A 23,562-nucleotide genomic window follows, 5' to 3' on the forward strand; every position below is an offset into this window, starting at 1 on the left:
TTTTTATCGTTTATATTTTATTGGAAATGTTATTCTGATTCCAAACCCAATTTCTGGATATAGAAGTTGAGTTTTACCATCATTTTCCTCTACTATTGATTTTATTAACCACATTCCCAGTCCCGTTCCTTCTTCTTCTCCTGTGTGTTGGTTTCTTCTTGTTGTGTAAAGAGGTTCAAAAATAATTTCTGGTTCACTTATATCATTAGATAAACCAGGACCATTGTCATAGTAATCTATTACAATTCCTTTTGAACTACTTGTAACCTTTATTTTAATTAATCTACTTCTTTCCTCTCTTGAGATAATAAATGCATCAATAGAGTTAACCAACAAATTATTAAAAATGCTGTCTATGTCTATTTCGAATACTCTCATGTCAAGCTCTTCGATTTCACTAACATCCATTATGATACCTCTATCACTAAATACTGTATCCCAATCACTCTTTAAATTATCGAAGTAAGGTTTAAGAAATAGCTGTTTGCGTTTCCTCTTATCTTTCCTTGTTGCTCCTAATGAGAAATTTAACCAGTTTTGAAGTTTTACATCTTGTTTTTTAATCCGTTCAATTTGTTTGAATGGGTTTTTACTATCTCTAATTTCTAAATAATCTGATTCTGAAATTTTTTCTAACATCAGATTTTTAAGCTTTTCAGTTCTAGAAGCTAGGACATCATTTAGTTTACTTAAATCGTGGCTGAAAGAAGCAAGCACAATTCCACTGCTTGCTAATCCTCTAAGTATTTTTTGTTCATCCTTTAGTTTCTCGATTTCTTCTTCTTGTCTTTCTAGTTCACTTGCTAGAATTTCTTTTTCCTTATCAGATTCTGTTTGAGGTTCTTCTTGAGAATTGTTTTCACTAGAATTATTATCTCTTGATTCCTTTTTCGCCCTACTTTTTGCGATTATTTCATTTTTAAGTTTTTCTGCTTTTTCTCTATCTCTTTGTGGTCCATACAAAACATCATCGTAATCATCCATCTCTCTCGCTATATAAGACCTGTCTTTTTCAAAGACAGAAATAATTTCTGCAATTAATAATGTGAAAATTTTAAATGTTTTGTTTTCTTGCAAACCTTCACGACTAGACTTATCTTCAAAATTCACATTGGTTAATCTGGAGATACTTATTGCTCCCGCAACATTTTCTGGTTCAACTTTATAACCACCATCTTTTTTTGCAATACCAGCTGGACTTGTGGATTTTCTATTACCTAAACTTAACCAATCAAAGGCTACATTATTGACTTCTCCATAAGGTCTTACTCTGAAATTATCTCTGAATAATTTTATTCCCCCAAATTTATTTAGCCAATCTTTTCTATTGTGTGACATAAAGTTTCTATTAAAAAATCTTTTTGCATCACTTGAATTTGTTTGTCTTTTTAAAAAATAGAATGTAAAATCGAAAAGACCAATATTATCAAATATATTATCCTCATCAATTTCTTTAAACCCTTTTAATAAATTTGAAAAAGTTGTGGTTTTAGTCCAAAAGCCTTTAATGAAGTCTGATTTTCTATAATTCTCTTTTTGCATCGCTTCTCTTTCGAAAAAGCCGTTGGGAATTAATTCAATATTATATTCGTTTCTATAAACGGTTATTTTTACATTCTGATTTTCGTCAGCTGTCGCCACTAATTTGTAATCGAAATCATCGCAAATTGAACCTAATACTTCGCCATATTTATCTGGAAGTAAAGAGCTGAAAACATATATTTCGAAACCTCCGCTTTCTTTAGGTGGAACTAAAACTTCTAAATCAGAATAAACTTGGTCAACAAAGAAATCTTCCCAATTATCTCGTAAATCATCAATTTTAAGTATTGTTCCAAACTCAAATTGAGTTTCTGATTCAATTTGAGATAAGAATGATTCGGGAATTATTTTTAATAATTCATCTTTTAAATTACCATCATTTAAACCAGTCAATATGGCACCAACCGAATCTATTGTTTTATAATCTCCTTCAAAATCTTCCCAGTTCACTAACCATTTGTAACCACTATATCCAGTAAGATTCCCATCAACATCTGTGTCTGGCTCGTGAATTTTAGGGTCTGGGTTAAATATTGTCGTCATTTCACATTTGCCTCCCAATTTGTCAAGTGCAAAACGACCAATACCTTTAGCACCTGATTTAACTCTACCTGAAGTTGTAAATATGTTATTCGCTTTATTATCTGTTCCTATAGTCATCCAATGGTCACGAATAATATTTTGAGTCATTCCTTCTCCAGAGTCAATTATATAAAGTGTAGAAAATTTAGAAATTGAGGATTTAAACTTACTTTTCTGGGTGTCGTCAACTTCATTTTTTATTACATATAACTCTTCATCTTCTTGAAAATCATATATTTCTAGAATTAAAGATTCCTGAATTCCTTTATTTATAAGTTCATTAAAGTGATGTTCACTAATTTCATTTGAAAATGTTGAGTATTTATTATCAAAATATACAATACTAATTTTACTATCAGCATCATAACCATTTTTTACTAACTCAATTATTGCTCCTTTCGATGTAGCAATATTTTCTCGCCCAATTAATCTAGCAGTTCTAGCAGAGACTTTAAATGGAATTCTATTTTGGTTTAAAGTTCCCATTTAGTCGTTGAATAAATTTGTTAGTCTAACATCCAATACATCAGCAATTTTTAAAAATGTTTTTATCGGTGGTTGAACATCATTTGTACACCATCTAGAAACTGTTGTTTCATTTTTTTCTAATTGTTCAGCTAACCATTTACTACTCAGTTTTTTTTCAGCTAGAACAACCTTCAATCGGTTAATATTGGCTTTTTCACTCATATTAATTGCATATTGTGTAAATATATTAACATTTTATGGATAACCAATGTTTTCTGTGGCGTTGGAAAAAGGCAAGCTCTTTTTATTTTTTGAGGCACGATAAAAATAAAATGTGCTTGACTGCGCGTTGGCTTAAGCTTGCAGGTAACGGGTTTGCATATGATACGGCGGGTCTTGAGCGGCAGCTTCGGCTGAGCGTTGGAAGCGCAGCGTGCGAATCAGCCGTGGGCAGTGGCGCCGCCACTACGTATGTATCCGCTGTACCAATTATTTTATAAAGTTAGGAAATTTAATTAAAGCCGAATGTAACCCGCTGTATTATATGCGGCTTAAGTTTGATTTTTATTAAAATAACTAGATTTAGTTATATAATCAGAAAGAACAAAAGAGAGAATTAAGGTTACTATATGCGGTGAAGCTTTAGACTTCGACAACATTGATAATCCTCTCTCTTTTACTACTTAAATCACGATCAGTTCTATGAGACTTGAGATCTCGTTTTTAAGTTGCTGTGAGTAGAGTAGCTAGTTCTTTCATAAATCAATTCTTATGAATAAATATAATGAAACTTTTGGAGTTGACATTAGTAAAGATGTCTTCGATGTTCACGGGAGCAGTAGTGGCCACAACCAGTTCAAGAATGATGAAAAGGGTTTTAAGACCTTTTTAAAATCGTTACCACAGCAGGCACTGGTCGTTATGGAAGCAACGGGTTATTACCATTACAGGCTCGCACAATTTCTTTACAAAAATGGTGTAGAAGTGTCTGTTGTTAATCCTTTGTCGGTCAAAAGGTTCATACAGATGAAACTGGCTAAAGTAAAGACCGATAAGAGCGATGCAAAAGCCATCTGTGACTATGGTCTTATCAATGATGTCCCGCTTTATAATGCCTTGACAGAAGTCCAGAGCGAATGTTTACAACTCTTTAGGTTGATGGATAGTTACATCAAACATCGTACAGCCACCAAGAACAAAATACACGGTGAAGAAACACTGGGTATACCATCCAAAGCTGTGTTCCGCTCTTTGAAGAGAAACAAAAAGCACCTGGACAAGGAACTCGCAGCCACCGAAGAAAGAATCCTCTCTCTGGTCAAGAAAGAACAACAGCACCAATTGACACTATTAACGAGTATACCTGGAATAGGAATGAAGACGGCATTGTTCTTAATAGTAGTAACCGATGGGTTTTCCAAGTTTGAGAATGCCTCCCAGTTATGTAGTTATGTAGGCATCACACCTACCATACGGGAGTCTGGAAGTAGCGTTAGGGGTCGAAGTAGGATAAGCAAAGTAGGCAACAAAAAGCTGCGAAACCTATTGTTCCTGTGTTCGTTCAATGCCTGCAAACATAATAAAGGGTGTAGGGCAATCTATGAACGCTTGGTCAATAAAGGGAAGAGTAAAAAGCTTGCGTTAATCGCTGTTGCCAACAAGTTATTAAGGCAGGCGTTTGCAATTGCAAAATCAGGACTGCCTTATGACCAAGAATTTGTTTCAGTGTTAAAAAAATAACCTGAGTTACATACAAATGAAAAAGGCAAAAACTTAAATTGAGAAGTTCTTGCCATAGAAAAATAATGTCAAAATTTAAGGAAGAAAATGGTTGTTTTTTACCTCAGTTCTTTGTTAGCCATAGTTTCTAAACTAAACTTTTCAATGACTCTTTAAATTCATCCATATTATTTTTTAGTTTACAGGTTCTTATTAGAGTTGATTGACTTTCGAAATATTCGAATAATAGTTTCGATTTGAGATAACATTTATTGTCATTTGTTATAAAAGCTTTACATAAAGATCCATATGCAGAATGCTTTGAATCATTTAATAAATTATTGAAATCGCCTTTTGCTTTCATAGAATCTGGGTAAAAACCTATTAAATCTAAATTCATATAAGCTGTTGTATAATAATCAATGTTTGTTATTGGGTTATTTCTTGTATCTCCTCTCAAACTTAATCCCAATTCAAGAAAATCTTCTAATGACTTACTTATACCTATTTTACGAACAAGTTCATCTAATTGGAGAACAGAAAAATTACAAATATTCTTTGGATCTGTATTAAAATGAACTCTTATAATATCATCTCGAGTTGGCCCATACATATCAGTCATTTGCTTTGAAATTTTCACAAAAGGAGCTAAAATTGCTGACTGATTGTCTGCTTTATTTGTATTGAAAAATTCTACAGGATTTCTATTGTCAATTTCTACATTATTTCTACCAAAATATTTTACAATACATTGGTCATTAGTTATTCTAGATAAATATTGAAGATCTAAAATTCTCTGATTTTCTTTATTTTCATCTGTTTTAGCTAAATCGCCGAGATGAGCGTCTGAATAAACCAATTCAAATGAATCTGAATTTTGTTGTAAAAAATCCTTTAAAATCAAATGAGGTTCTAATTTAGGATCCTTCAGAATCGAATATAAATTCCAATCAATATATATTATATCTTTTTTGTTCAATTTTTTTAAATTATGGCCAACGGGTAATATACTACATTTCACAGTAGTTATCCCCTGGCATAATCAGGATAACAACCATTTTTTATAGCTGTTATCCTGTAAATATAAATAAAATCACAATTCCCCAAGTACGGTTTTCCTCATTGCGTTTACGCATACACCCCCTCTCCTAAAATTTTGTAATTTCACCATTCCATAAAAAGTTACTTTGTCACAGAAAAAAGAACCCTTTACCTTTTACACGCAAACACACGAAGTTCCCACCAAAGACTGGAACCAAGTTATAGCGAACAGCGATCTTTTTTTATCATTAACATATCTGGAAGCATTGTCACTAGCGCTCTCTCATGAGATGCCATGGGTGTATGTATTGGTATATGCAGATACAAAACCGATCGTGGCTGGGGTTTTTCAAATCGCTACGTTTACCTATAAAAAAGGCGCGCAGACCAATCTGTTGTTAAAATTATTTCAGGATTGTAAAAACAAAGACGATAGTGTTTCCATCCGTGGTTTGGTGTGTGGCAATATGTTTGCCACGGGAACACACGGGTATGCATATAGCAAGGACGTGAGTTTTAAAGCCGCTACAGAGTTAATGGCTTCCGCTGCCAAGCAACTTGGGAAAATGAAAACCTATGAGGAGGCCTTTTCTATACAATTGTTTAAAGATTTTAATGCGGCTTCGGCTTCTGAGCTAGGTGTTTTAGATGATTTTAAATACCGTTCCTTTCAGGCAGATGTTACCATGGTGCTTCCTATTCACGAGACCTGGCATACCTTTCCGCACTATTTGGATAGTATGAAAGCCAAATACCGAACCAAGGTGAAAAGTGCTTTTAAAAAGGCTTCGGCACTACAACTCGTTTCGCTTTCCGTTTCAGAAATTGAAGAATACGAAGATCGTTTGCTGGAACTGTTTAACACCGTGCAGCAACAATCTGAATATAGCTACGGTGAAAACTACCCTAAAGCATTTAAAACCTTAAAAGAAAATCTGGGGGAACTTTTTATCTGCAAAGGTGCTTTCCTGGGCGAAACGCTCATTGGCTTTAGCACTGCTTTTATAAATGGCGCGACGCTGGAAGCGAGTTATGTTGGTATAGACTATACGTACAACACTAAGTATGCGTTATACGAACGCTTGCTCTATAATTATGTGGAGGAAGCTATCCTGCATAACGCAACGCTCTTACATTTAGGACGTACCAGCGAACTCATAAAAAGTGCTTTAGGCGCCACACCGCAGCACATGACGTTATATGCCAAGCACACGTCAAAATTTAAAAATGCCTTATTGAAACCTATCTTAGAGAAAATTACTCCAAGTGAGTTTGCCCTTCGGAAACCTTTTAAAACTGATTTTTATAACTAAATTATTTACTTTTCTTTTTTGCATATACATTCCTCTCGGTCGTACCTCCCTCGTCGGATGCAAAAAAAAGAAACAAAAAAGTCTAGGCTGACGAAACTTTATCTAAATTTATCATTCGGTGCCTAAATTTTAGGAACTCGCTTTAACGATTATTCTAGGTTTAAGAATTAGTCTTGCTCAAACAGCCTAAAATTTTTAACGGCTCTTTCATTTCAAATTTTACGATAAATTTTCGATAGGCCAATAGGGTAATTTAAAAACATAGCCTCATATCTTTAAGTTTGGAAAGTCAATAAAAAAAATACATTTAAGTAGTTCTAATAAATATTCAGTAAGCCATTAATAAATGATCCTCTACCCCCACTGGCATAAAATGCCGCCCATCAACGAGAGAGTTACCACCCAATAGCCAGCATTTATAAAGCCATATTTTAGACTACGGGTTTCAAAAAGACCATTGATCATTAGAATAGGTAATCCTACAAAACCACCCACTAATCCGCCGTGAAGTGCGCCGTGTTTAAAAGTGCGGTAATAGTCTCCGTATTGGTCCATAAAAGCACCTATTTGGGTCATGATCTCAGAACCTTCTTCGTTAAAACCTGGCTCTGCTACAAAAAGTGAGTAATAATCGGTTTGGTGTACCACTAACGTGAACAAGAAAAAAGAAAGGATAAAACTAAGTACCAAAGTGACGCCAAAGATGAGCGCTTTGTTACCTTTTTCTAGCTTTTCTTTGGTAAGTCCTGTGCTTTTCATCCAAGCATTTCCAAAGGCTATGGGGCTATAATATAAAAATCCTACAACTATGGGAACGAGGGCCGCGAGTGCCACTATTAATATATTTGGTATCATACAGGTTGGTTTTAGGTTGTTGAAAGATAGCAATTTACACGGAAAGAAGTTTTAAATTACATTGAAGAAACATAAAAGTATGTTTCTATAGGTTAGTCTAAGCACCGTCGAAGACTCTTCATAATTCCAGAAGTCAAATACATTTCGACTGCGCTCAATGTGACCTCTGTGCAGTTGTAAATTTATCCACCTAAATCAATAAATTTCCCTATACTCAACTAAAATTCAAACACCTTCCCGTCTTCAGCTAACGCTACATTCTGAAAAACTTCCTGTGCTTCACTTCTGAAACTTTCAAGGTTGCTATAGCGTCCTGAATAATGTCCAAGGATTAAGACTCCCACTTCGGCTTTCTTTGCAATTACAGCGGCTTCTTTAGCGGTACTGTGTTTGGTTTTTTCGGCCAAGTCGTGATGTTGTTCCAGAAAGGTGGCTTCGTGGTACAGTGCGGTCGCGTTGGCGATTTGCGGAACGATCTGGGGGAAATAGGCTGTATCGCTACAATACGCATAGCTTTTGGGGGTTGGAGGATCTAAGGTAATAACCGCATTGGGAACGGTTTTTCCATCTTTGGTAATACCGTCTGCTCCTTTTTTTATTTTATGATAGTAACTCATTTCAATATGAAGCTCGCGCGCTTTTTCAATATTCAAGTTACGTTCTGCGAGTTTTTCCTGAAATAGGAATCCGTTGGTATAAATGCGATGGTCTAGTGGAATGGTAGTTACTGTAATTGTATCGTCCTCAAAAATAAGCTGGGGATCTTTGCTTTCCAGTTCGTGAAAGTATAAACCGTAATTTGTGTAGCTTTTTCCTAATTTCAGCTGAAGTAATACGGCTTCTTTAATTCCCTTCGGGCCATAAATATGTAAATCGGCTTCACGGCCTAACAATCTAAATGTTGAAATTAGCCCCACCAATCCGAAAAAATGATCGCCGTGCAAGTGTGAAATAAATACATGTTTTATACGTGAAAATTTCACCTTAAAGCGGCGTAACTGAACTTGCGTTCCTTCGGCACAGTCTATTAAAAACAAATGTCCCTTCACTTCCAGAATCTGAGACGTAGGATTCGCATCCCAACGCGGAGTAGCAGAATGACAGCCTAGGATGGTTAGTTTCATTTAAAATACGAGTTAAGAGGTACGAAAAACGAACGACGATTTACGATTTACGATTGTTGATTTAAACTTACAGTAAAAGGTAGCTGAGTGATTTTTCTTTTACGGTAAAGCAAAAGAAAAATAATATCGAAGCTAAAAGCCCAAATCCCGCTCTATTGCTTCCATTCCAATAATATCCTCACCTTCCTGAATGGTGGGCACTACCACCATTTCGTAGGGAATATCGTCTGGATTTATGGTTTTGTTTATGATGACAAAAGAGTGTTTCGTTTTTCTGTGTAGGTTTGAAACTTTCAATAATAAGAGTAATTGTTCCAGTGAAAGGTTGGTGTAATCCAACAGATTCAATACAACATTTTGTCCTTTAAATTTGTTAGGGATTTGATACTCTAGGAAAGAAGCAAAGTCTGCAATGTCATCTTTTTCGTCTGCGAGTATGACGTAGTTATCTTTATTTTCAATCTTCATTATGCTTAATTTTTGATGCCAGTAAATACAACACAGCCATACGCACGGCTACTCCGTTTTGAACTTGATCCAAAATAATGGCTTGTTTACTATCTGCCACGTCACTGGTAATTTCTACACCTCGGTTTATGGGTCCCGGGTGCATTATTATAATTTCTTTTTTTAAACTATCTAGCAATGCTTTATTCACTCCAAACTGCTGGGTATATTCTCTAGTAGATGGAAAATAGCTTATGTCCATTCGTTCGTTTTGTACCCGAAGCATATTGGCAACATCACACCATTGTAAGGCGTTTTTTAAGTTGGGCTCAAAGGTGACTCCTAATTGTTCTATAAATTTTGGAATGAGTGTTTTGGGACCACAAACCTTCACTTCTGCTCCTAATTTTTTTAGTGCAAAAATATTGCTTAAAGCGACTCTGGAATGTAAGATATCACCAACTATGACTACTTTTTTGCCAGCCACATCTCCCAGTTTTTCTCTAATGGAATAACAATCCAGCAAGGCCTGTGTAGGATGCTCGTGTGCGCCATCGCCTGCATTTACAATACTTGCGTTAACGTGCTTAGATAGAAACACGCCTGCGCCCGGATTGGGATGTCGCATTACCACCAGATCTACTTTCATAGAGAGGATGTTGTTTACGGTATCAATCAAGGTTTCCCCCTTACTAACCGAAGAAGAAGCTGCTGAAAAATTAATCACATCTGCGGAGAGACGCTTTTCGGCCAACTCAAAAGAAAGGCGGGTGCGGGTACTATTTTCAAAAAATAGGTTGGCAATGGTAATGTCACGTAGCGAGGGTACTTTTTTAATGGGACGGTTAATCACTTCTTTAAAATGATCTGCCGTATCGAAGATAAGATGAATATCGTCTTCGGTGATGTACTTAATTCCTAGTAAGTGGTTTACACTTAGTTCGCTCATTTTATTGTTTATTACGTTGCTTTGCAAGCGTATTTTTTATTATTTATTCAACTCTAACTGACTACTGCATACTTAGTACTGCGTACTGAATTTCAGTTTTTCACCAAATAAACCGCATCTTCTCCTTCGTTTTCTTTCCAGCATACTTTTACTTTTTCATCGCCAATAGCATCTACTTGCCTTCCTCGATAGTCTGGCTGGATGGGTAAATGACGGCTAAATCTTCTATCAATTAATGTGAGGAGTTCAATTTCCAAGGGTCTCCCGAAAGACTGTATCGCAGTAAGGGCACTACGTATGCTTCTTCCTGTGTACAATACATCGTCTATAAAGACTACTTTTTTGTCTTCAACTATAAAATCTATGGTAGTAGTATTGGCTTCTAAGGGTTTTCCACTTCTTCTAAAATCGTCTCTGTAAAAAGTGATATCCAAACAACCCAGCGAAATATTCTTTATGTTGTACTCGTTTTCTAGGAGCTTTTTCAAACGTTCGGCCAAAAATATACCTCTAGGCTGGATGCCTATGAGTACAGTATTACTAAAAGTATCGTGATTTTCTATTAATTGACAAGCCAAACGGTGAAGCGCTATTTGTACTTCGGTTGCGTTGAGTAACACTTTTTGGCTCATAGAGAAATGCTGAATTGTATTCAGAGAACAAATTTAAGGGATTTATTTTAATTTAAGAGATATGAAATCGATTTTAAGGTGCGGTGTAGTTCAAACGACGTACTCCTTATTGGATTACCGTTCCATCTTCTGTAAACATAACATCTTTATTTTTACCTTTCTGTTTAAACTCTACATCGTAAAAAACACCTTTGGTGGCGTGATCTACCCGTTCTACTTCGGTTATTTCGTACTCGGAATATTCCTTTTCAATTTTATCTTTTATGCTAGTAGGTAAGTTCTTCTTTTTTATTGAATTTTCAGTCTCTACCCAGGTACCATCAGGATTAAAATCTGCTCTGTATTTCTCTCCTTTTTTCTTAAAATTTGCTTCGTAATTCCCATGGGCATCTAGATGCCAATCTGGATCATTCTCCCCTGGGTATTTTGTTTGAAAAGCCACTTGAACAGCCTCTGGTGCTTTGCTTTCCTTATCTTTCTTTTTTTCATTGTTGTTTTGACAACTTACTGCAGTAACTACTAAAACCAACACCACCGAATAGAAATACTTCTTCATTATTTTGTTTTTTTCAAAACTACAAGGAAATCAATGGGTTTACGCTTAACGAATTCATAAAACAATAAATTTTTTCGTGCCCAATACTAGGTAATTTGCTACCTTGTTGCCCATAAAATCTCACACAACCATGCAAAAAACTACCTTTTTACTTATCTTTTTTTGTTTCCTTTCAATGAATGGAATTGCACAAAAGAAACCTATTACTATTGAAGAAAAAAGAGAGAATAACCGAATTTTCTTTTACGCTATAAACGAAAACTTACAAGATATTGATGTTGTATTAACCGTTACAGGCATTGGCTTTAAACAACGTGGCGGCGTAGAAAGACCTGTTCGTGTTCCTGCAACTTCCAGGGTACAGATTAAAAGTATTATTAAAGAACGTGACAAATACCCAATGTACGAGTATACATTACAAACTACGGACAGCCTATCACGCAGAGCGTTGCGACCAGCTGCCGAAAAAATAAAGATCAATCCCTATACACCAATCCTAATGTACAGCACAACTGCTTGTAAGCAATGCGATACCATTTCTAAGTCGTTAACGGCAGGGCCCTATCTTTTTAAGACGATGCACTTATCAGAGAAACCAAATGTTGCCGAAGTTTTAAAACGTGCCATCCCAACTATAGACACTATTTCTACGCCCATTATGAGTTTAGGAGGTGCTTTATATACAGATATTGTTACCTATAGTGCACTTTTAGAAAAATTAAAAGAGCTAGAACTGGAAGGTAAATAGCTATAGGTTTTTTTTACAACTAACAGCCTTTTGCAACCATCCAATTGGAGTAAACTATTTTTTAAAAAACCCATCCTTTGCATCCCAACAATCTACATAATGCCCCCTATAATTTTGAAGCCCTTTGCAAAACGCATCCTCCCTTGCAGGGTTTTGTACATATAAATTCCTTCGGAAAAGAAACCATAAATTTTTCAGCAGCAGAAGCAGTTTTGCACCTTAACAAAGCTTTACTAAAACACCACTACCAAATCGCAGATTGGAACATCCCAGAAGGGTACCTCTATCCTCCTATTCCATCGCGTGCAGATTACTTGTTTTACCTGAACGATTTACTTCAAGAAAACAAACCTTTACAACCTATTAAAGTATTAGATGTTGGGACTGGCGCCAATTGCATTTACGCGTTGCTTGCTGCACAATTGTTTGATTGGGAAATAACAGGTTGCGATATAGATGCTATTGCCGTAACTGCAGCACAGCAAAATATACTAGCTACCAAAGGACTTTCAGAAAAAATTGAGATTCGCCATCAAACCAATAACGCCGATATCTTTAAAGGAATTATCCTCCCTGGCGAATTTTACCACGCTACTATATGCAATCCGCCGTTTTATGCTTCAGAGAAAGACGCCAATAAAAGTACGCTTAGAAAATTGAAGAAATTAAACCCCAATACATCGGTTCTGGAGTTAGAGCGCAATTTTAAAGGTCGCCCAAATGAGCTTTGGTGTAATGGCGGTGAAGCTTTGTTTATTAAACGAATGGTAAAACAAAGTGTTGCGTTTAAAAAACAAGTAGGCTGGTTTACGACCTTGGTTTCCAAAAGTGAAACTTTGCTTACGTTATATAAACTACTTATAAAAGTAGGCGCTACCTATGAAACGCTAGAAATGCAGCACGGCAACAAAATTACCCGTGTAGTGGCTTGGCGATTTGTTTGAATTATTTTTTGGTAAAAGCCGAAAACTCTTCTCGCAACAAAGCCAACTTAGGTTCAATAAAACGTTCGCAGAAGGGTTTGCTTGGATTTTTCAAATAATAATTTGTTATTTCTTCCCGGGATGCCTTAAACGATTGAAATGGGAGCACTTCGGTTACGAGCCTTTCGATAAATTGAGATTGTAATTGTTGAAGTATTTCCATTGCGGTCTGTTTTTGTGCTTCAGAAAAAGTGTAAATGGCAGACCTGTATTTCTGTCGCATACTATGAGCAACCGTGCTTTTATGCGTGTACAAATGAATTTCAATCAACACAGACAACAGAATTGTATTCGCATTAAAATGAACAATGACAGCTTCTGAAAATGCCCGTGCTTCTCCTACAGACGCCACATACCCCTGCTCCACTCTTTCAACTCCTTTTAATGATTGGAAAACGGCTTCAGTACACCAATGGCAACCGCCGCCAAACGCAATTTTTATACTGTTAGTTTTCAATAGACTCATAATTTTCTAGAAAATGAAGCACCTTTTCAACAGGCATTTCACACGGTTTTAATCCGTTGGTAATACCTACATAAAAATTACAGCTAATAAAATTAGTGCCGGATACATCTTCAGCATACAGTTTTATACTTTTTCCTTGATTAAAATCTGTTCTCGTAACGCCATACATTGTTTCTGAATACCGAACCTTTGAATAGCCTTCAGGGAGTTTTTGAATTAAAGATAGAAATTTCGTCACGTCCTTTTTTTGAAGGTAAAAGATAGCGCATTTTTTCTGAAGTTGCTGTAGGGTATCTACACCTTCAGCTTATGAGAATTTTAAGAAACCTACCGCTATCAATGCTGCAACTATGGCAGACATCACCAATATATTGTTATTATTTTTTCAGATTACCATACCTATTTCAAAAGTAAAAGGATTGTGAGATCACTTCCCACTCCCGGTTTGCCAGGTCGGAATGGGAACGCAGATAGTAGCGAAAGAAACCTTTTACCCATGTTAATAAATGAAAAAGACAACTTTTAATAGCTAATGAAGTACCTCCTGTTTAATCGCACACGATATAACTGTACAATCTAGTCTGTTGCTTTCGGTTTTTTTGCCTTTTCGGGCATGGGACCGCGTAGGTGGATTATGAGGCCGTTTAAAAAATTACGCAGAAACTGATCCCCACATTCCATAAATTTTGCGTGCTCGGGATTTCGGTATATGGCGTTTATCTCACTTTTTGTTACGTTAAAATCTACTAGCTTGCAAATGGCTACGATTTCGTCATCCCTTAATTTATGGGCTACGCGTAACTTTTTCATAATATCGTTATTGGTAAGTGCCATGCTTCTCTTATTTTCAACAAAAGTACTTTAAATTTTAGTGATACTTTATCTTATATAGAATTGTTAGGTTTGCACAATTTTATCATTATGAGTGAAAATATACATTTCTATTTCAAAATCTATAAACCTTACGGGTATGTGAGTCAGTTTATGACCAACGATAGGAAAGCAAAGCGTAAAAAGTTTTTAGGAATGTTATACGATTTTCCAGAAAGTACCATGGCTGTAGGGAGATTGGATGAAAAAAGTGAAGGACTGCTTTTTTTAACTACTAACGGAGCCTTTAGCAATACAATAAATAAGGGAAATACTGAAAAAGAATACTACGCACAAGTAGATGGTGTTATGACCAACGAAGCTATGACAACCTTAGAAAAAGGGGTTACTATTACGGTAAATTCCCTAGAATATCTCACAAAACCTTGCAAAGCAAAATTAATTGAGGATCCGGTGCTCCCTAAAACCCATCAAAAAATAAGAGACGACAGGCATGGTCCTACTTCCTGGGTTTCCATTACTGTTACTGAAGGAAAATTTAGACAAGTACGTAAAATGACAGCGGCCGTAGGTTTTGCAACACTTCGGTTGGTTAGAGTGCGCATTGGAACTGAAACTATTGAAGCTATGCAGTCTGGCGATGTAATGCCTTTTCATCCAACTATATCCTTAACAGACCCTCCTTTCTGAAATCTGGCTTAAGGTGTGTAAAAATCCTACTCCTATCAAATGCGCCATTATTTTAATCATCTTCAGTAAGGGAAAAAAAATTATTCACTGGTTTTTTAAATATACTAGATAGCTTTAACGCCAACACAGTGGAGGGCACATATCTATTAGCTTCCATAGAATTTATAGTTTGTCTGGAAACGCCAATTAAAGTTGCAAGTTCTTCTTGAGTAAGGTTAAGAATGGCGCGCTCTACTTTTAATGTGTTCTTCATTATTGCTTCTTTTTGGAAAAATAAAAAAACACCAAATACATAATCAACATAAACCAAAGAATCACAAAATCTCCCAAGTCTTGAAATAATTCCATTTGCTTACCCAACGCAGAAGCTACTACGAAGTTTATTAAGGGCTGGAATAAAATATAGAGCGCAGTTAATAAAAAGGTCATTCCAAAGGATCTAGCTCTCAAATGGTGTACACGTTCATCTTCAAATTCTTCTTTCGAAAGCACCACTATAAATAATGACAGCAAAATAACCTGCCTAATTATATCTTTTAATAGCTCGAATTCTCCCACAAAAAATTTCAGAGAAAGTATACATACCATCGCTACTACAAATAGTCCCCACCCTATTTTTTTCCAGAAATGAGGAAGTTTATAATTCAGTAACTTTTCTAAATTCCTTTCTTCACACTCTCTTATAGACTTTAAACCCATTGTGCTAAATATTAAAAGATTAGTTTGTTTGATATAATGGAAAGTTTAATTTCCTATATGACAAATATACTTTACATTTTTGAATACTTAAAATTTTCAGACTGAAAATTGAAAAAATTATTCCTGAATTACTATAATGGTCGCCTGCTTGCCAGTTAGCAACAACCATTCTTTAGCAGATACCAACCTGCCTTTATCATCATACACCTGTAGTTCGGCTGTATTGGGACCAGATGATCCCTGATTTAAGGCTTGAAACACAATCTTATTAGGTCCTTTTTGAAGCGGCACATCAAATCCATCAAAGCTTCCGTTTAACATCACATCGGCTCTTACTACATCCCCATTTACATAAATTCGGATACGGTCACCATCTACAAATTCGTGATCTCTATATGCTATGTTCACATAGACAGTACCTACCCGTATTTCTCCTAAAAACTGATCATTCCCAAGACCTTCTGCAGCGGCTTTATCCTTTATAAATGCTTTTGGGGTACTGCCACTATTGTAGGTTTTTAGTCCATCACCTTTGGTAATATCAAAGTCTTCTGGCGTTTCTTTACCTAAATTTGTATACTTGTTGGGTGTGTCAATATTGGTAAGACTTGGCTTTTTTGAAGCTGGAAGTGTGATGCCCCTAGGATCTTCTGAAATGATTTCGTCTGCTTCAATTTTAATAGAATTTGGGATATTTCTATCCAACTGCGCTAAGACTGGCAGGGTAGTGAGTATTCCTAAACAGCAAAAAAGGAAATTTTTCATTATGTAATTTTAATTTTTATATTTCAAAAACTGCGCCAAAAGACTTAGTTTTTCAAGACTCTTTTGATCCTGGATTTTCCGGTAGCAGCGTCTCTCAACATTAAAAAATAAATGCCAGCTTGTAAGGTAGCCACATTGGTTATTGTTGTTTGTATAGTTTCTTCTGAAACCGTTATATTCAATTTCTTTCCCTGAATATCGAACAATTGTATTTCAGAAAAGTTTTGTAAACGACTGTGTTGAATGGTGATTGTTTCAGAAAACGGATTTGGAAACACTAAAATTTCAGCGTTTTTGGAACTATCAGAAACCGCTAAAATACCTCCTGTAAAATTTGAAATTTGAAAATCGTCAAAATAAAATCCGTCACCAGGTCTTGCTCCATCCGTAACCATTGCAAAACGAAATTGTACGCTTTCAGCTTCAGAAAAGCCGGAAAGATTAATAGATGCTACGGTCCAGTCTTCATTTTCCTGATAGGTACGCAACGAAAACCAGTCGACACCATTATTGGTAGAAATTTGAAAGGATACACTATCCACTCCAACGAGCGAATGCTTATATGCAAATTGTACCAAGGGTCCTTCTAACCCTATTAAATTGAAAGTTTCATTAAGCTGAAAATAATTTTCTGTATTATTTTCACTATTTGCATTGCTACTATCTCCAAAGCATTGTGCGCCGCTAAAAGAGTCGTCTGTATTTATGCTCCAATTAATTCCAGTTCCACTAGCGGTCCAGTTGGCTGCACCACTTTCGGCATTATCTTTAAAAATGAGTTCTTTCTCACCTACAAATACAGGTATTTCCAGGGTTTCATTAGGAATACCGTCCTGGATTGTGGTCACCGTAATGGTAAAAGCACCTCCTTCAAATTGAGGATCCAGCGAAAACTGAAAAGGCATAGCAGCATTATCCTTTTTCTGCCTTACAGGAATGTTACCAAAACTGTTTGCCGTTGGCGATAGTACACCTGTAGCATCGGTTTGTACTACAACGCTAACGTTGTTTGCCGTAGCTCCTACTCCAATGTTTTTTACTTCAACCACCAACTCAAAACTTTCTCCAGGCGCCACAGTACCTAAAATTTCATACGATTGAACATCCAAATAAGCGCCCGCGATATAAGTCTGGAACATAAACGGGCGCACATTTTCTGCCACTAAATCGAAAATGGTACTTTCTGGTGGCCAAAATCCGTTTCCACCAATCTCTGGGGTCCATCCATACATAGCTTCAGAATGCATATAATCCCTGGTTGTGCCGCAGGAAGTGTACCCTAACATCTGAAAAGTGACTCCATAACTGTACTCATTTTCATCTAAAAAAGCCGAAGCCCATTCAGAATAGATATCGAATGCTGGAGGTGACGTATCAAACCCGTAGGGCATTAAATACGTTCCTGCTGTAGAATGGGTGGAGAAAGCTGTTTTAGGTTGCGTTAATGCCAATACATCTCTAATTGCTTTGGTTTCTGGTTCAGAAAAAGCTGCAAAGCCTCTGTAGATTTCGGAGCAAGGATTTGAACTAGAACAACTATCATCGGTTGCATACCCAAACCCATAATTTCTATTTAAATCTACCCCGAAACAACCTACGATGGTCTGGCTTCGGTTTTTACGCCATAGGCCGCCGCCATCTGGATTTGTAGTCTCATTGTACACGTAACCATCTGGATTTACTACGGGAACAAAATATATTTCCCGATTATCTACTAAAAATTTTACGGAAGTATTTGTCTCATAATTTTCTAACAACCAAAACATATAGTTTATAGTAGTTGCCATAGATAACGGTTCGCGTGCATGATGCAAGGCATCAAAATGAGCAGTAGGTTCTGGTTCGTCTACATCTGGGTTATCACTAATTTTAACCATCCAAATATCCCTGTTCTCTTCCGTAACACCAATACTATTTTTTGCAGTGATTAGATTTGGGTATTTTGTTCTCATCTCATCCAATTTGCTTACAACTTCGTCATACGTATAAAAACCTCCCATAGAACCAAGATCAAAACCCGCTGCAACATTTTCAGATTTTACTGGGTTTGGATTTTTATTTCTATCGGTTTGCTGTAAGGTATTGTAGTATTCTTTGTAATTGGGAATGGTTATTTCTAGAGCATATTTTTCATTTTGAAGTGCCTGTAATTCGGAAGGTGTCACAAAAAAACGAATTCCGTCTTTCCAATTTCCCTGATAATGGTCTATAGCATACCCCTTTTGTACGAGTTCTTGTATTTCTTCGACTGAATTTAAAATAATTTTCACTTCAGAATACATACTAGATTGTCCCAATGCCTGAAAAAACAGCGAAAGCAAGGATATGATAAGAATGAAATATTTCATGTAGCCTATTTATTTTTTTTTATTTCTGACTCGTAAAAACAACAATAACAATATTATCACTGGTAAAACGATATATATAAGAATATCTGCTGTTTTAGTTAAATCTATAGGCGTATTATCGTCTGGATTTGGCAAATTGGTAGGTATTTGAGCTAATGTATTAGTGACAAAAACTACTACTATACTCAATGAAATAAAAAATTTACGGTTCATAGCTAACGAAATTTAGACCCTAAAATACTAAAATCGCACAAAAATGCACTTTTTTTTAACAAATAGTGTTAAGTATTTGGATTTGTCAAATATTGGAGTTACTATGGAGGGTTATTATAATTTAAAATCCTAGAGAATATATGAGACAACTCAAAATTACAAAGCAAGTTACCAACAGGGAAACTAAGTCGTTAAACAGCTATTTGCAAGATGTGAGCAAGATAGACATGATTACTGCCGAAGAGGAAGTAGAGTTAGCGCAAAGAATTAGAACAGGAGATCAACGAGCATTAGACAAGTTGACGCGATCTAATCTTAGGTTTGTAATATCGGTTGCTAAGCAATACCAAAATCAGGGGTTGCGTTTACCAGATCTTATTAATGAAGGAAACGTTGGTTTGGTGAAAGCCGCCAAGCGTTTTGACGAAACCCGTGGTTTCAAATTTATATCGTATGCGGTATGGTGGATTAGACAATCTATCCTCCAAGCGTTAGCAGAACAATCTAGAGTGGTTCGTTTACCTCTTAACAAGATTGGAGATATTAATAAAATTAGAAAAGCATCTATCCATTTAGAGCAAGTGCACGAGCGCAAGCCTTCTGCTGCAGAAATTGCAAAAGAACTGGATATGACTATTTCAAACGTAAAGCAATCGTTAAAAAATGCAAACCGTAGTTTATCTATGGACGCGCCCTTCCAGGAAGGGGAAAACGACAACAACTTATACGATGTGATTAGCTCTGGTGAAACACCAAATCCAGACAAATCCTTAATCCACGAATCTCTTAAAATTGAGATAGACCGTGCTTTAGATACTTTGGCTCCTCGTGAGGCAGATGTGGTAAGACTTAATTTTGGTTTATCCAACCAGCCAGCAATGACGTTGCAGGAAATTGGTGATACGTTCGATTTAAGTAGAGAACGTGTTCGCCAGATTAGGGAGAAAGCCATTAGAAGATTGCGCAAAGAATCTAAGAGCCATATCCTTAAGAAATACCTTGGATAGGCTTTAAATCTCCCCATAACACCCTTGTTTTAAGATTTTCTTATTACAAGGGTGTTTTTTATTTGCCTAATTTTGAAATTAAACCAACTTAAAATTATATATGATCCAAAATGATATTGAAGACGTAGCAAATGAATCTAAAATAGGGGCAACAGACGCCGTATCCAAGCTATGGGACAAACTGGATGGTTGGTTAGATGCTTTAATCTTAAAACTCCCCAACTTTATAATAGCAGTTTTTGTTTTAATACTATTCTATTTTATTGCTCGTGGAGTAAGTAAGCTGGTTAAAAGGCTTATTCTTAGAAAAGTTAAAGAAGAGTCTGTTAAACAAATTATTGGGCAAATGGTTTTTGCCTTAATCATCCTTATAGGATTTTTTGTGGCCTTAGGTGTCATGGATCTTGACAAGGTACTTACCTCTGTTCTTGCGGGTGCTGGTGTAGTAGGTTTAGCAATTGGTTTGGCATTACAGGGAACTTTAAGCAATACTGTGTCAGGATTTATTTTATCGTTTTTGCCTAAAATAAGCATTGGAGATTGGATTGAGACGAATGGTGAAAAAGGGTTTGTGACTGAAATTAACCTTAGAAACGTCACTCTTAAACGTCCAGACAACAACTACACTATTATTCCTAATTCTACTTTTATAGACAATCCATTTACTAATTATACTACTAATAAAAGGTCGAGAATAATCGTAAGCTGCGGTGTAGGGTATGAAAGCGATTTACAAATGGTAGAAGACTTAACCGTAAAGGTAATTGGTGAGGCGTTTAAACAAAATGGAAATGAAGAAATTGAATTTTTCTATACTGAATTTGGAGATAGCTCTATTAACTTTTTAGTTCGTTTTTGGGCAGATTGTGGTAATGGTAAAGAGAATTTTATGCACGAGCACAAGGCCATAAAAACCATCAAGAAACACTTTGATGAAGCAGATATTAACATCCCATTCCCTATACGCACTTTGGATTTTGGGAAGAATAACCTTACGGTTCTTTCAGACAAAAAAGAATAACTTCAACCAAATTGAAAATTATAAAAGACAGCTTCACGGGTGTCTTTTTGTTTTAGAACTCGTTTTATTTTTTGTATCCATACCTCTGTGGTGTACATCTAATTCTCTGCAAGAATAGCAGGCGGGTTATTTTGGGCTAAAACACAAATATTAAAGGAGCATTGCACTAAATTATATTCGAAACTACACCAATAGTTACACGGCGGACGTAAGGTTTCAGAACGTACTAGTTTGCTAAGTATAGAATCTCTTTAGTAGGATACTTAAAATGGATAGCCAATAGCAAAATTAAAAACAGGTTCATCAACTCTAAAATCCAATCGCTCACCTTCTGGTAGTTTAGGGTCATGGAAAGGTGCTGCGAGATCAAAACGAATTACAAACCCCTGAACATCTACTCGTAAACCAAATCCTGCTCCCATTCCCAATTCATTTATGAAGTTAGATGTGAATTTCCCTCCGGGTAAATCTGCATTTTCTTCGGAAATCCAGATATTTCCTGCATCTGCAAAGAGTGCTCCTTTTAAATAGGAAAAAATAGGGAAACGATATTCTATGTTTGCTTCTAGCCGTATATTTCCAATTTGATCGAAAACAGTTCCATTTTCGTTTACATTTCCTGCAAATGTTCCCGGCCCTAAAGATCTTATTCGAAAAGCCCTCACACTATAAGGCCCTCCAGCGTAGTATTGTTTAATAAATGGTAATACAGTACTGTTCCCATATGCATATCCGTACCCCCCAAACAACCGTGTAGCAATTACCTGTTCTTTTCCGAAATTATAGTGATAGCGCACATCTGCATCCAATTTTGCATATTGGGCATATTCTGTGCCTATAAATGTTTTAGGCTCGCCTTCTCCTTGCTCTTGTCCAAATAGACCCACCGTATTTCCAGCGATATCAAAAGTACTTCTTAAATAAATTTGATGCTTTTTTTGTGTATCTACCATCCCATTATACGTAAAGGCGTAATTGAGTCCTGCGATAAATTGCTGTTCAAAACTTCTCGCTAGAAATGGATTATCTATTAAAATTTCATCAAACTCTGCCGTAGTATTTGAAAGCTTCGTATAATTTACCGAAATAGGAATAATTTCATGAGTCACATACCTATTGGCGCGCCACGTATAACCAAACTGTGCAGTCCCAGAAAGAAGTGTATATAATTGTCCTCTACTCAAATAATCTATCGCTAAACTTGTTTTGGTTTTTGGGATGTCATATTTAAAAAAGTCACTATTAATTTTTAAAGGAAATAGCAAACGGGGATACACTACCTCGCCTTTTAAACCTAATTGAATACTACTTAATCCGCTTCCACCGCCACCGCCGGCTTGTACTTCATAAGCACCACTTCCAATAATATTAAGGATTTCTCCTCCCTTAAATAAATTTCGGTTTGAGTAGGTTAATTCTATGCCTGGACCTGCAAAATTATTCGATTTAGTTACTGCCTGTAATTCTGCTCTTACGGCTCGTTTATTTAATGGCGACAAATAAATAGTCGCTTCAAGAACTCCAGTGCTATCGGTTTGTAAACTATCTATTTCTTTATACTGAATGTTCACAAATTTATAGGCTCCAATCGTCGATAAACGCCTTGCTGTATTTTTTGAAATTACGGGGTCGTATACCTGTCCTTCTTCTATTAAAACATAGGGATCCAGATATTTCGGTTTAAAAAACGCCTCTTCCTGTATAAAATTCTTCTCTTTAAAACGAACTGTATCCAGCTGAAAACTATCCCGCTGAATAGAGTAATTAGGATGGATATTTACTTTTGTAATCGTATAAGGAAGGATCGCTTTTTCCGGAACATCTTTTTTTAGTTTCAGAAATAAATCGAATTGTTTATTGTCATATTGATTGGTATCTGCTTCAAAAATTAAAAATCCGGGGTTAAAATTATAATAGCCTTTTTGTTTTAAATCGTTATCAATTCGTTCTCTTTCCAGTTTCATATTTGAAAGATCAAAACGCATTCCCGGAACTATTTTTGAACTGGCTACACTGCTCTGCAACTCCCTGTAGATAGGTAGCGGTAGCGTGTCTAGCTCATATTTTTTTAAGAGATATGGCGTGGGAACATCTACAGTATATTTTACAGATGCACTTTTGTGCAGGGTGTCTTCTTCAAATTTTGAAACCGCTTTGCTGTAGAAAAAACCTCTGTTCTCTAGTCTGTTTAACAATAAATTTTCAACTTCATAGGCTTCTACATCACTTCTGTAAACGGGTTGTTCTTCGCCCCATTGTTTATACAACCACTTAGTTAACCAACCTGGTTTTTCCTGTTGCATTTTATAATAGTAAAACAATCCAGGTCGCATCCCTAAAAATTTCGAATTAGGTTCTGGTCTAAACGTTTGTTCCAAAGAAACCTTTAATCCAGCAACATTCTTTATAAGAGAATCTGATGCAATTTCTAAGCTCGCTCCTGTGTATAATAACTCATCGTCAGGAATGTATTTTTCAACACTACAAGAAGCCAAGATGAATACAAATCCAATGATCAAAATGAATTTTAATCCAATATATATATGTGTATGCATATTCAAAA

24 protein-coding genes are annotated in these 23,562 nt (G+C 36.0%); 7 read left to right on the forward strand and 17 right to left on the reverse strand.

Annotated features, from left to right (window positions below):
* Positions 1-3: 3 nt before the first annotated feature.
* Positions 4-2,610 (reverse strand): ATP-binding protein, encoded by a 2,607-nt coding sequence (locus ACQ2HF_RS13360; RefSeq protein ID WP_432410917.1) that lies wholly within the window; start codon positions 2,608-2,610, stop codon positions 4-6.
* Entirely contained in the window at positions 2,611-2,814 is a 204-nt protein-coding gene (locus tag ACQ2HF_RS13365) for a helix-turn-helix transcriptional regulator (RefSeq protein WP_432410918.1), read from the reverse strand. It lies immediately after the preceding gene.
* 549 nt (positions 2,815-3,363) lie between these two features.
* On the opposite strand from ACQ2HF_RS13365, the gene ACQ2HF_RS13370 reads away from it, so the two are divergent.
* The gene (locus ACQ2HF_RS13370) at positions 3,364-4,332 is read left to right on the forward strand and encodes an IS110 family transposase (RefSeq protein ID WP_432410405.1); all 969 of its coding nucleotides are present in this window, start codon (positions 3,364-3,366) and stop codon (positions 4,330-4,332) included.
* Positions 4,333-4,459: 127 nt separating this feature from the next.
* On the opposite strand, the gene ACQ2HF_RS13375 is transcribed toward ACQ2HF_RS13370, so the two are convergent.
* A complete protein-coding gene (locus tag ACQ2HF_RS13375) occupies positions 4,460-5,290 on the reverse strand; it encodes a hypothetical protein (protein WP_432410919.1) in 831 nt (276 codons plus the stop codon).
* 208 nt (positions 5,291-5,498) lie between these two features.
* Here ACQ2HF_RS13375 and ACQ2HF_RS13380 point away from each other — a divergent pair, with 208 nt between their 5' ends.
* Entirely contained in the window at positions 5,499-6,665 is a 1,167-nt protein-coding gene (locus ACQ2HF_RS13380; protein WP_432410920.1) for a hypothetical protein, read from the forward strand.
* Between the two features lie 354 nt (positions 6,666-7,019).
* Here the strand turns inward: ACQ2HF_RS13380 and ACQ2HF_RS13385 are convergent, their stop codons facing one another.
* The 6 genes from ACQ2HF_RS13385 to ACQ2HF_RS13410 all read right to left on the reverse strand — a co-directional run bounded on the left by ACQ2HF_RS13385 (position 7,020) and on the right by ACQ2HF_RS13410 (position 11,228).
* Complete coding sequence (locus ACQ2HF_RS13385) at positions 7,020-7,520, reverse strand: DUF1761 domain-containing protein (protein WP_432410921.1); 501 nt, start codon at positions 7,518-7,520, stop codon at positions 7,020-7,022.
* A gap of 218 nt (positions 7,521-7,738) precedes the next feature.
* Positions 7,739-8,644 (reverse strand): ribonuclease Z, encoded by a 906-nt coding sequence (locus ACQ2HF_RS13390; RefSeq protein ID WP_432410922.1) that lies wholly within the window; start codon positions 8,642-8,644, stop codon positions 7,739-7,741.
* Positions 8,645-8,776: 132 nt separating this feature from the next.
* Complete coding sequence (locus ACQ2HF_RS13395) at positions 8,777-9,112, reverse strand: ribonuclease Z (protein ID WP_432410923.1); 336 nt, start codon at positions 9,110-9,112, stop codon at positions 8,777-8,779.
* The gene (locus tag ACQ2HF_RS13400) at positions 9,102-10,040 is read right to left on the reverse strand and encodes an aspartate carbamoyltransferase catalytic subunit (protein WP_432410924.1); all 939 of its coding nucleotides are present in this window, start codon (positions 10,038-10,040) and stop codon (positions 9,102-9,104) included. Before ACQ2HF_RS13400 ends, ACQ2HF_RS13395 begins: the two co-directional genes overlap by 11 nt.
* Positions 10,041-10,132: 92 nt before the next feature.
* Complete coding sequence (pyrR, locus tag ACQ2HF_RS13405) at positions 10,133-10,672, reverse strand: bifunctional pyr operon transcriptional regulator/uracil phosphoribosyltransferase PyrR (protein WP_432410925.1); 540 nt, start codon at positions 10,670-10,672, stop codon at positions 10,133-10,135.
* Between the two features lie 106 nt (positions 10,673-10,778).
* Positions 10,779-11,228: a PepSY-like domain-containing protein gene (locus tag ACQ2HF_RS13410; RefSeq protein ID WP_432410926.1), complete on the reverse strand. Its 450-nt coding sequence runs from the start codon at positions 11,226-11,228 to the stop codon at positions 10,779-10,781.
* A gap of 130 nt (positions 11,229-11,358) precedes the next feature.
* Here ACQ2HF_RS13410 and ACQ2HF_RS13415 point away from each other — a divergent pair, with 130 nt between their 5' ends.
* Complete coding sequence (locus ACQ2HF_RS13415; protein WP_432410927.1) at positions 11,359-11,976, forward strand: hypothetical protein; 618 nt, start codon at positions 11,359-11,361, stop codon at positions 11,974-11,976.
* Positions 11,977-12,053: 77 nt separating this feature from the next.
* Positions 12,054-12,920, forward strand: a complete 867-nt coding sequence (gene rlmF / locus ACQ2HF_RS13420; protein WP_432410928.1) for a 23S rRNA (adenine(1618)-N(6))-methyltransferase RlmF — start codon at positions 12,054-12,056, stop codon at positions 12,918-12,920.
* Between the two features lies 1 nt (position 12,921).
* On the opposite strand, the gene ACQ2HF_RS13425 is transcribed toward rlmF, so the two are convergent.
* From ACQ2HF_RS13425 to ACQ2HF_RS13435, 3 genes are all read right to left on the reverse strand, one after another.
* On the reverse strand, positions 12,922-13,425 hold the full coding sequence (locus ACQ2HF_RS13425) for a peptide-methionine (S)-S-oxide reductase (RefSeq protein WP_432410929.1): 504 nt from the start codon (positions 13,423-13,425) through the stop codon (positions 12,922-12,924).
* On the reverse strand, positions 13,406-13,663 hold the full coding sequence (locus ACQ2HF_RS13430) for a peptide methionine sulfoxide reductase (protein WP_432410930.1): 258 nt from the start codon (positions 13,661-13,663) through the stop codon (positions 13,406-13,408). Before ACQ2HF_RS13430 ends, ACQ2HF_RS13425 begins: the two co-directional genes overlap by 20 nt.
* 338 nt (positions 13,664-14,001) lie before the next feature.
* Positions 14,002-14,259: a DUF1456 family protein gene (locus ACQ2HF_RS13435; protein WP_432410931.1), complete on the reverse strand. Its 258-nt coding sequence runs from the start codon at positions 14,257-14,259 to the stop codon at positions 14,002-14,004.
* A gap of 87 nt (positions 14,260-14,346) precedes the next feature.
* Between ACQ2HF_RS13435 and ACQ2HF_RS13440 the strand changes: the two genes are divergently transcribed.
* Complete coding sequence (locus tag ACQ2HF_RS13440) at positions 14,347-14,946, forward strand: pseudouridine synthase (protein ID WP_432410932.1); 600 nt, start codon at positions 14,347-14,349, stop codon at positions 14,944-14,946.
* 52 nt (positions 14,947-14,998) lie between these two features.
* On the opposite strand, the gene ACQ2HF_RS13445 is transcribed toward ACQ2HF_RS13440, so the two are convergent.
* The 4 genes from ACQ2HF_RS13445 to ACQ2HF_RS13460 all read right to left on the reverse strand — a co-directional run bounded on the left by ACQ2HF_RS13445 (position 14,999) and on the right by ACQ2HF_RS13460 (position 18,758).
* Positions 14,999-15,199, reverse strand: coding sequence for a helix-turn-helix transcriptional regulator (locus tag ACQ2HF_RS13445; protein ID WP_432410933.1), 201 nt, complete (start codon positions 15,197-15,199; stop codon positions 14,999-15,001).
* Positions 15,199-15,645 carry a hypothetical protein gene (locus tag ACQ2HF_RS13450; protein ID WP_432410934.1) on the reverse strand — a complete coding sequence of 149 codons (447 nt, stop codon included), beginning with the start codon at positions 15,643-15,645 and terminating at the stop codon, positions 15,199-15,201. Before ACQ2HF_RS13450 ends, ACQ2HF_RS13445 begins: the two co-directional genes overlap by 1 nt.
* A gap of 117 nt (positions 15,646-15,762) precedes the next feature.
* Positions 15,763-16,410, reverse strand: a complete 648-nt coding sequence (locus ACQ2HF_RS13455; RefSeq protein ID WP_432410935.1) for a hypothetical protein — start codon at positions 16,408-16,410, stop codon at positions 15,763-15,765.
* Positions 16,411-16,454: 44 nt separating this feature from the next.
* Complete coding sequence (locus ACQ2HF_RS13460; RefSeq protein WP_432410936.1) at positions 16,455-18,758, reverse strand: M14 family zinc carboxypeptidase; 2,304 nt, start codon at positions 18,756-18,758, stop codon at positions 16,455-16,457.
* A 353-nt stretch (positions 18,759-19,111) separates the two neighbouring features.
* Here ACQ2HF_RS13460 and ACQ2HF_RS13465 point away from each other — a divergent pair, with 353 nt between their 5' ends.
* Both ACQ2HF_RS13465 and ACQ2HF_RS13470 read left to right on the forward strand, forming a co-directional pair.
* A complete protein-coding gene (locus tag ACQ2HF_RS13465) occupies positions 19,112-19,978 on the forward strand; it encodes a sigma-70 family RNA polymerase sigma factor (protein ID WP_432410937.1) in 867 nt (288 codons plus the stop codon).
* Positions 19,979-20,078: 100 nt separating this feature from the next.
* Entirely contained in the window at positions 20,079-20,999 is a 921-nt protein-coding gene (locus ACQ2HF_RS13470; RefSeq protein WP_432410938.1) for a mechanosensitive ion channel family protein, read from the forward strand.
* Between the two features lie 263 nt (positions 21,000-21,262).
* Here ACQ2HF_RS13470 and ACQ2HF_RS13475 read toward each other — a convergent pair whose 3' ends face one another.
* Positions 21,263-23,554 carry a BamA/TamA family outer membrane protein gene (locus ACQ2HF_RS13475; protein ID WP_432410939.1) on the reverse strand — a complete coding sequence of 764 codons (2,292 nt, stop codon included), beginning with the start codon at positions 23,552-23,554 and terminating at the stop codon, positions 21,263-21,265.
* Positions 23,555-23,562: the final 8 nt, after the last annotated feature.

This window comes from Rasiella sp. SM2506 (assembly GCF_050859505.1).
GTDB lineage: Bacteria > Bacteroidota > Bacteroidia > Flavobacteriales > Flavobacteriaceae > Marinirhabdus.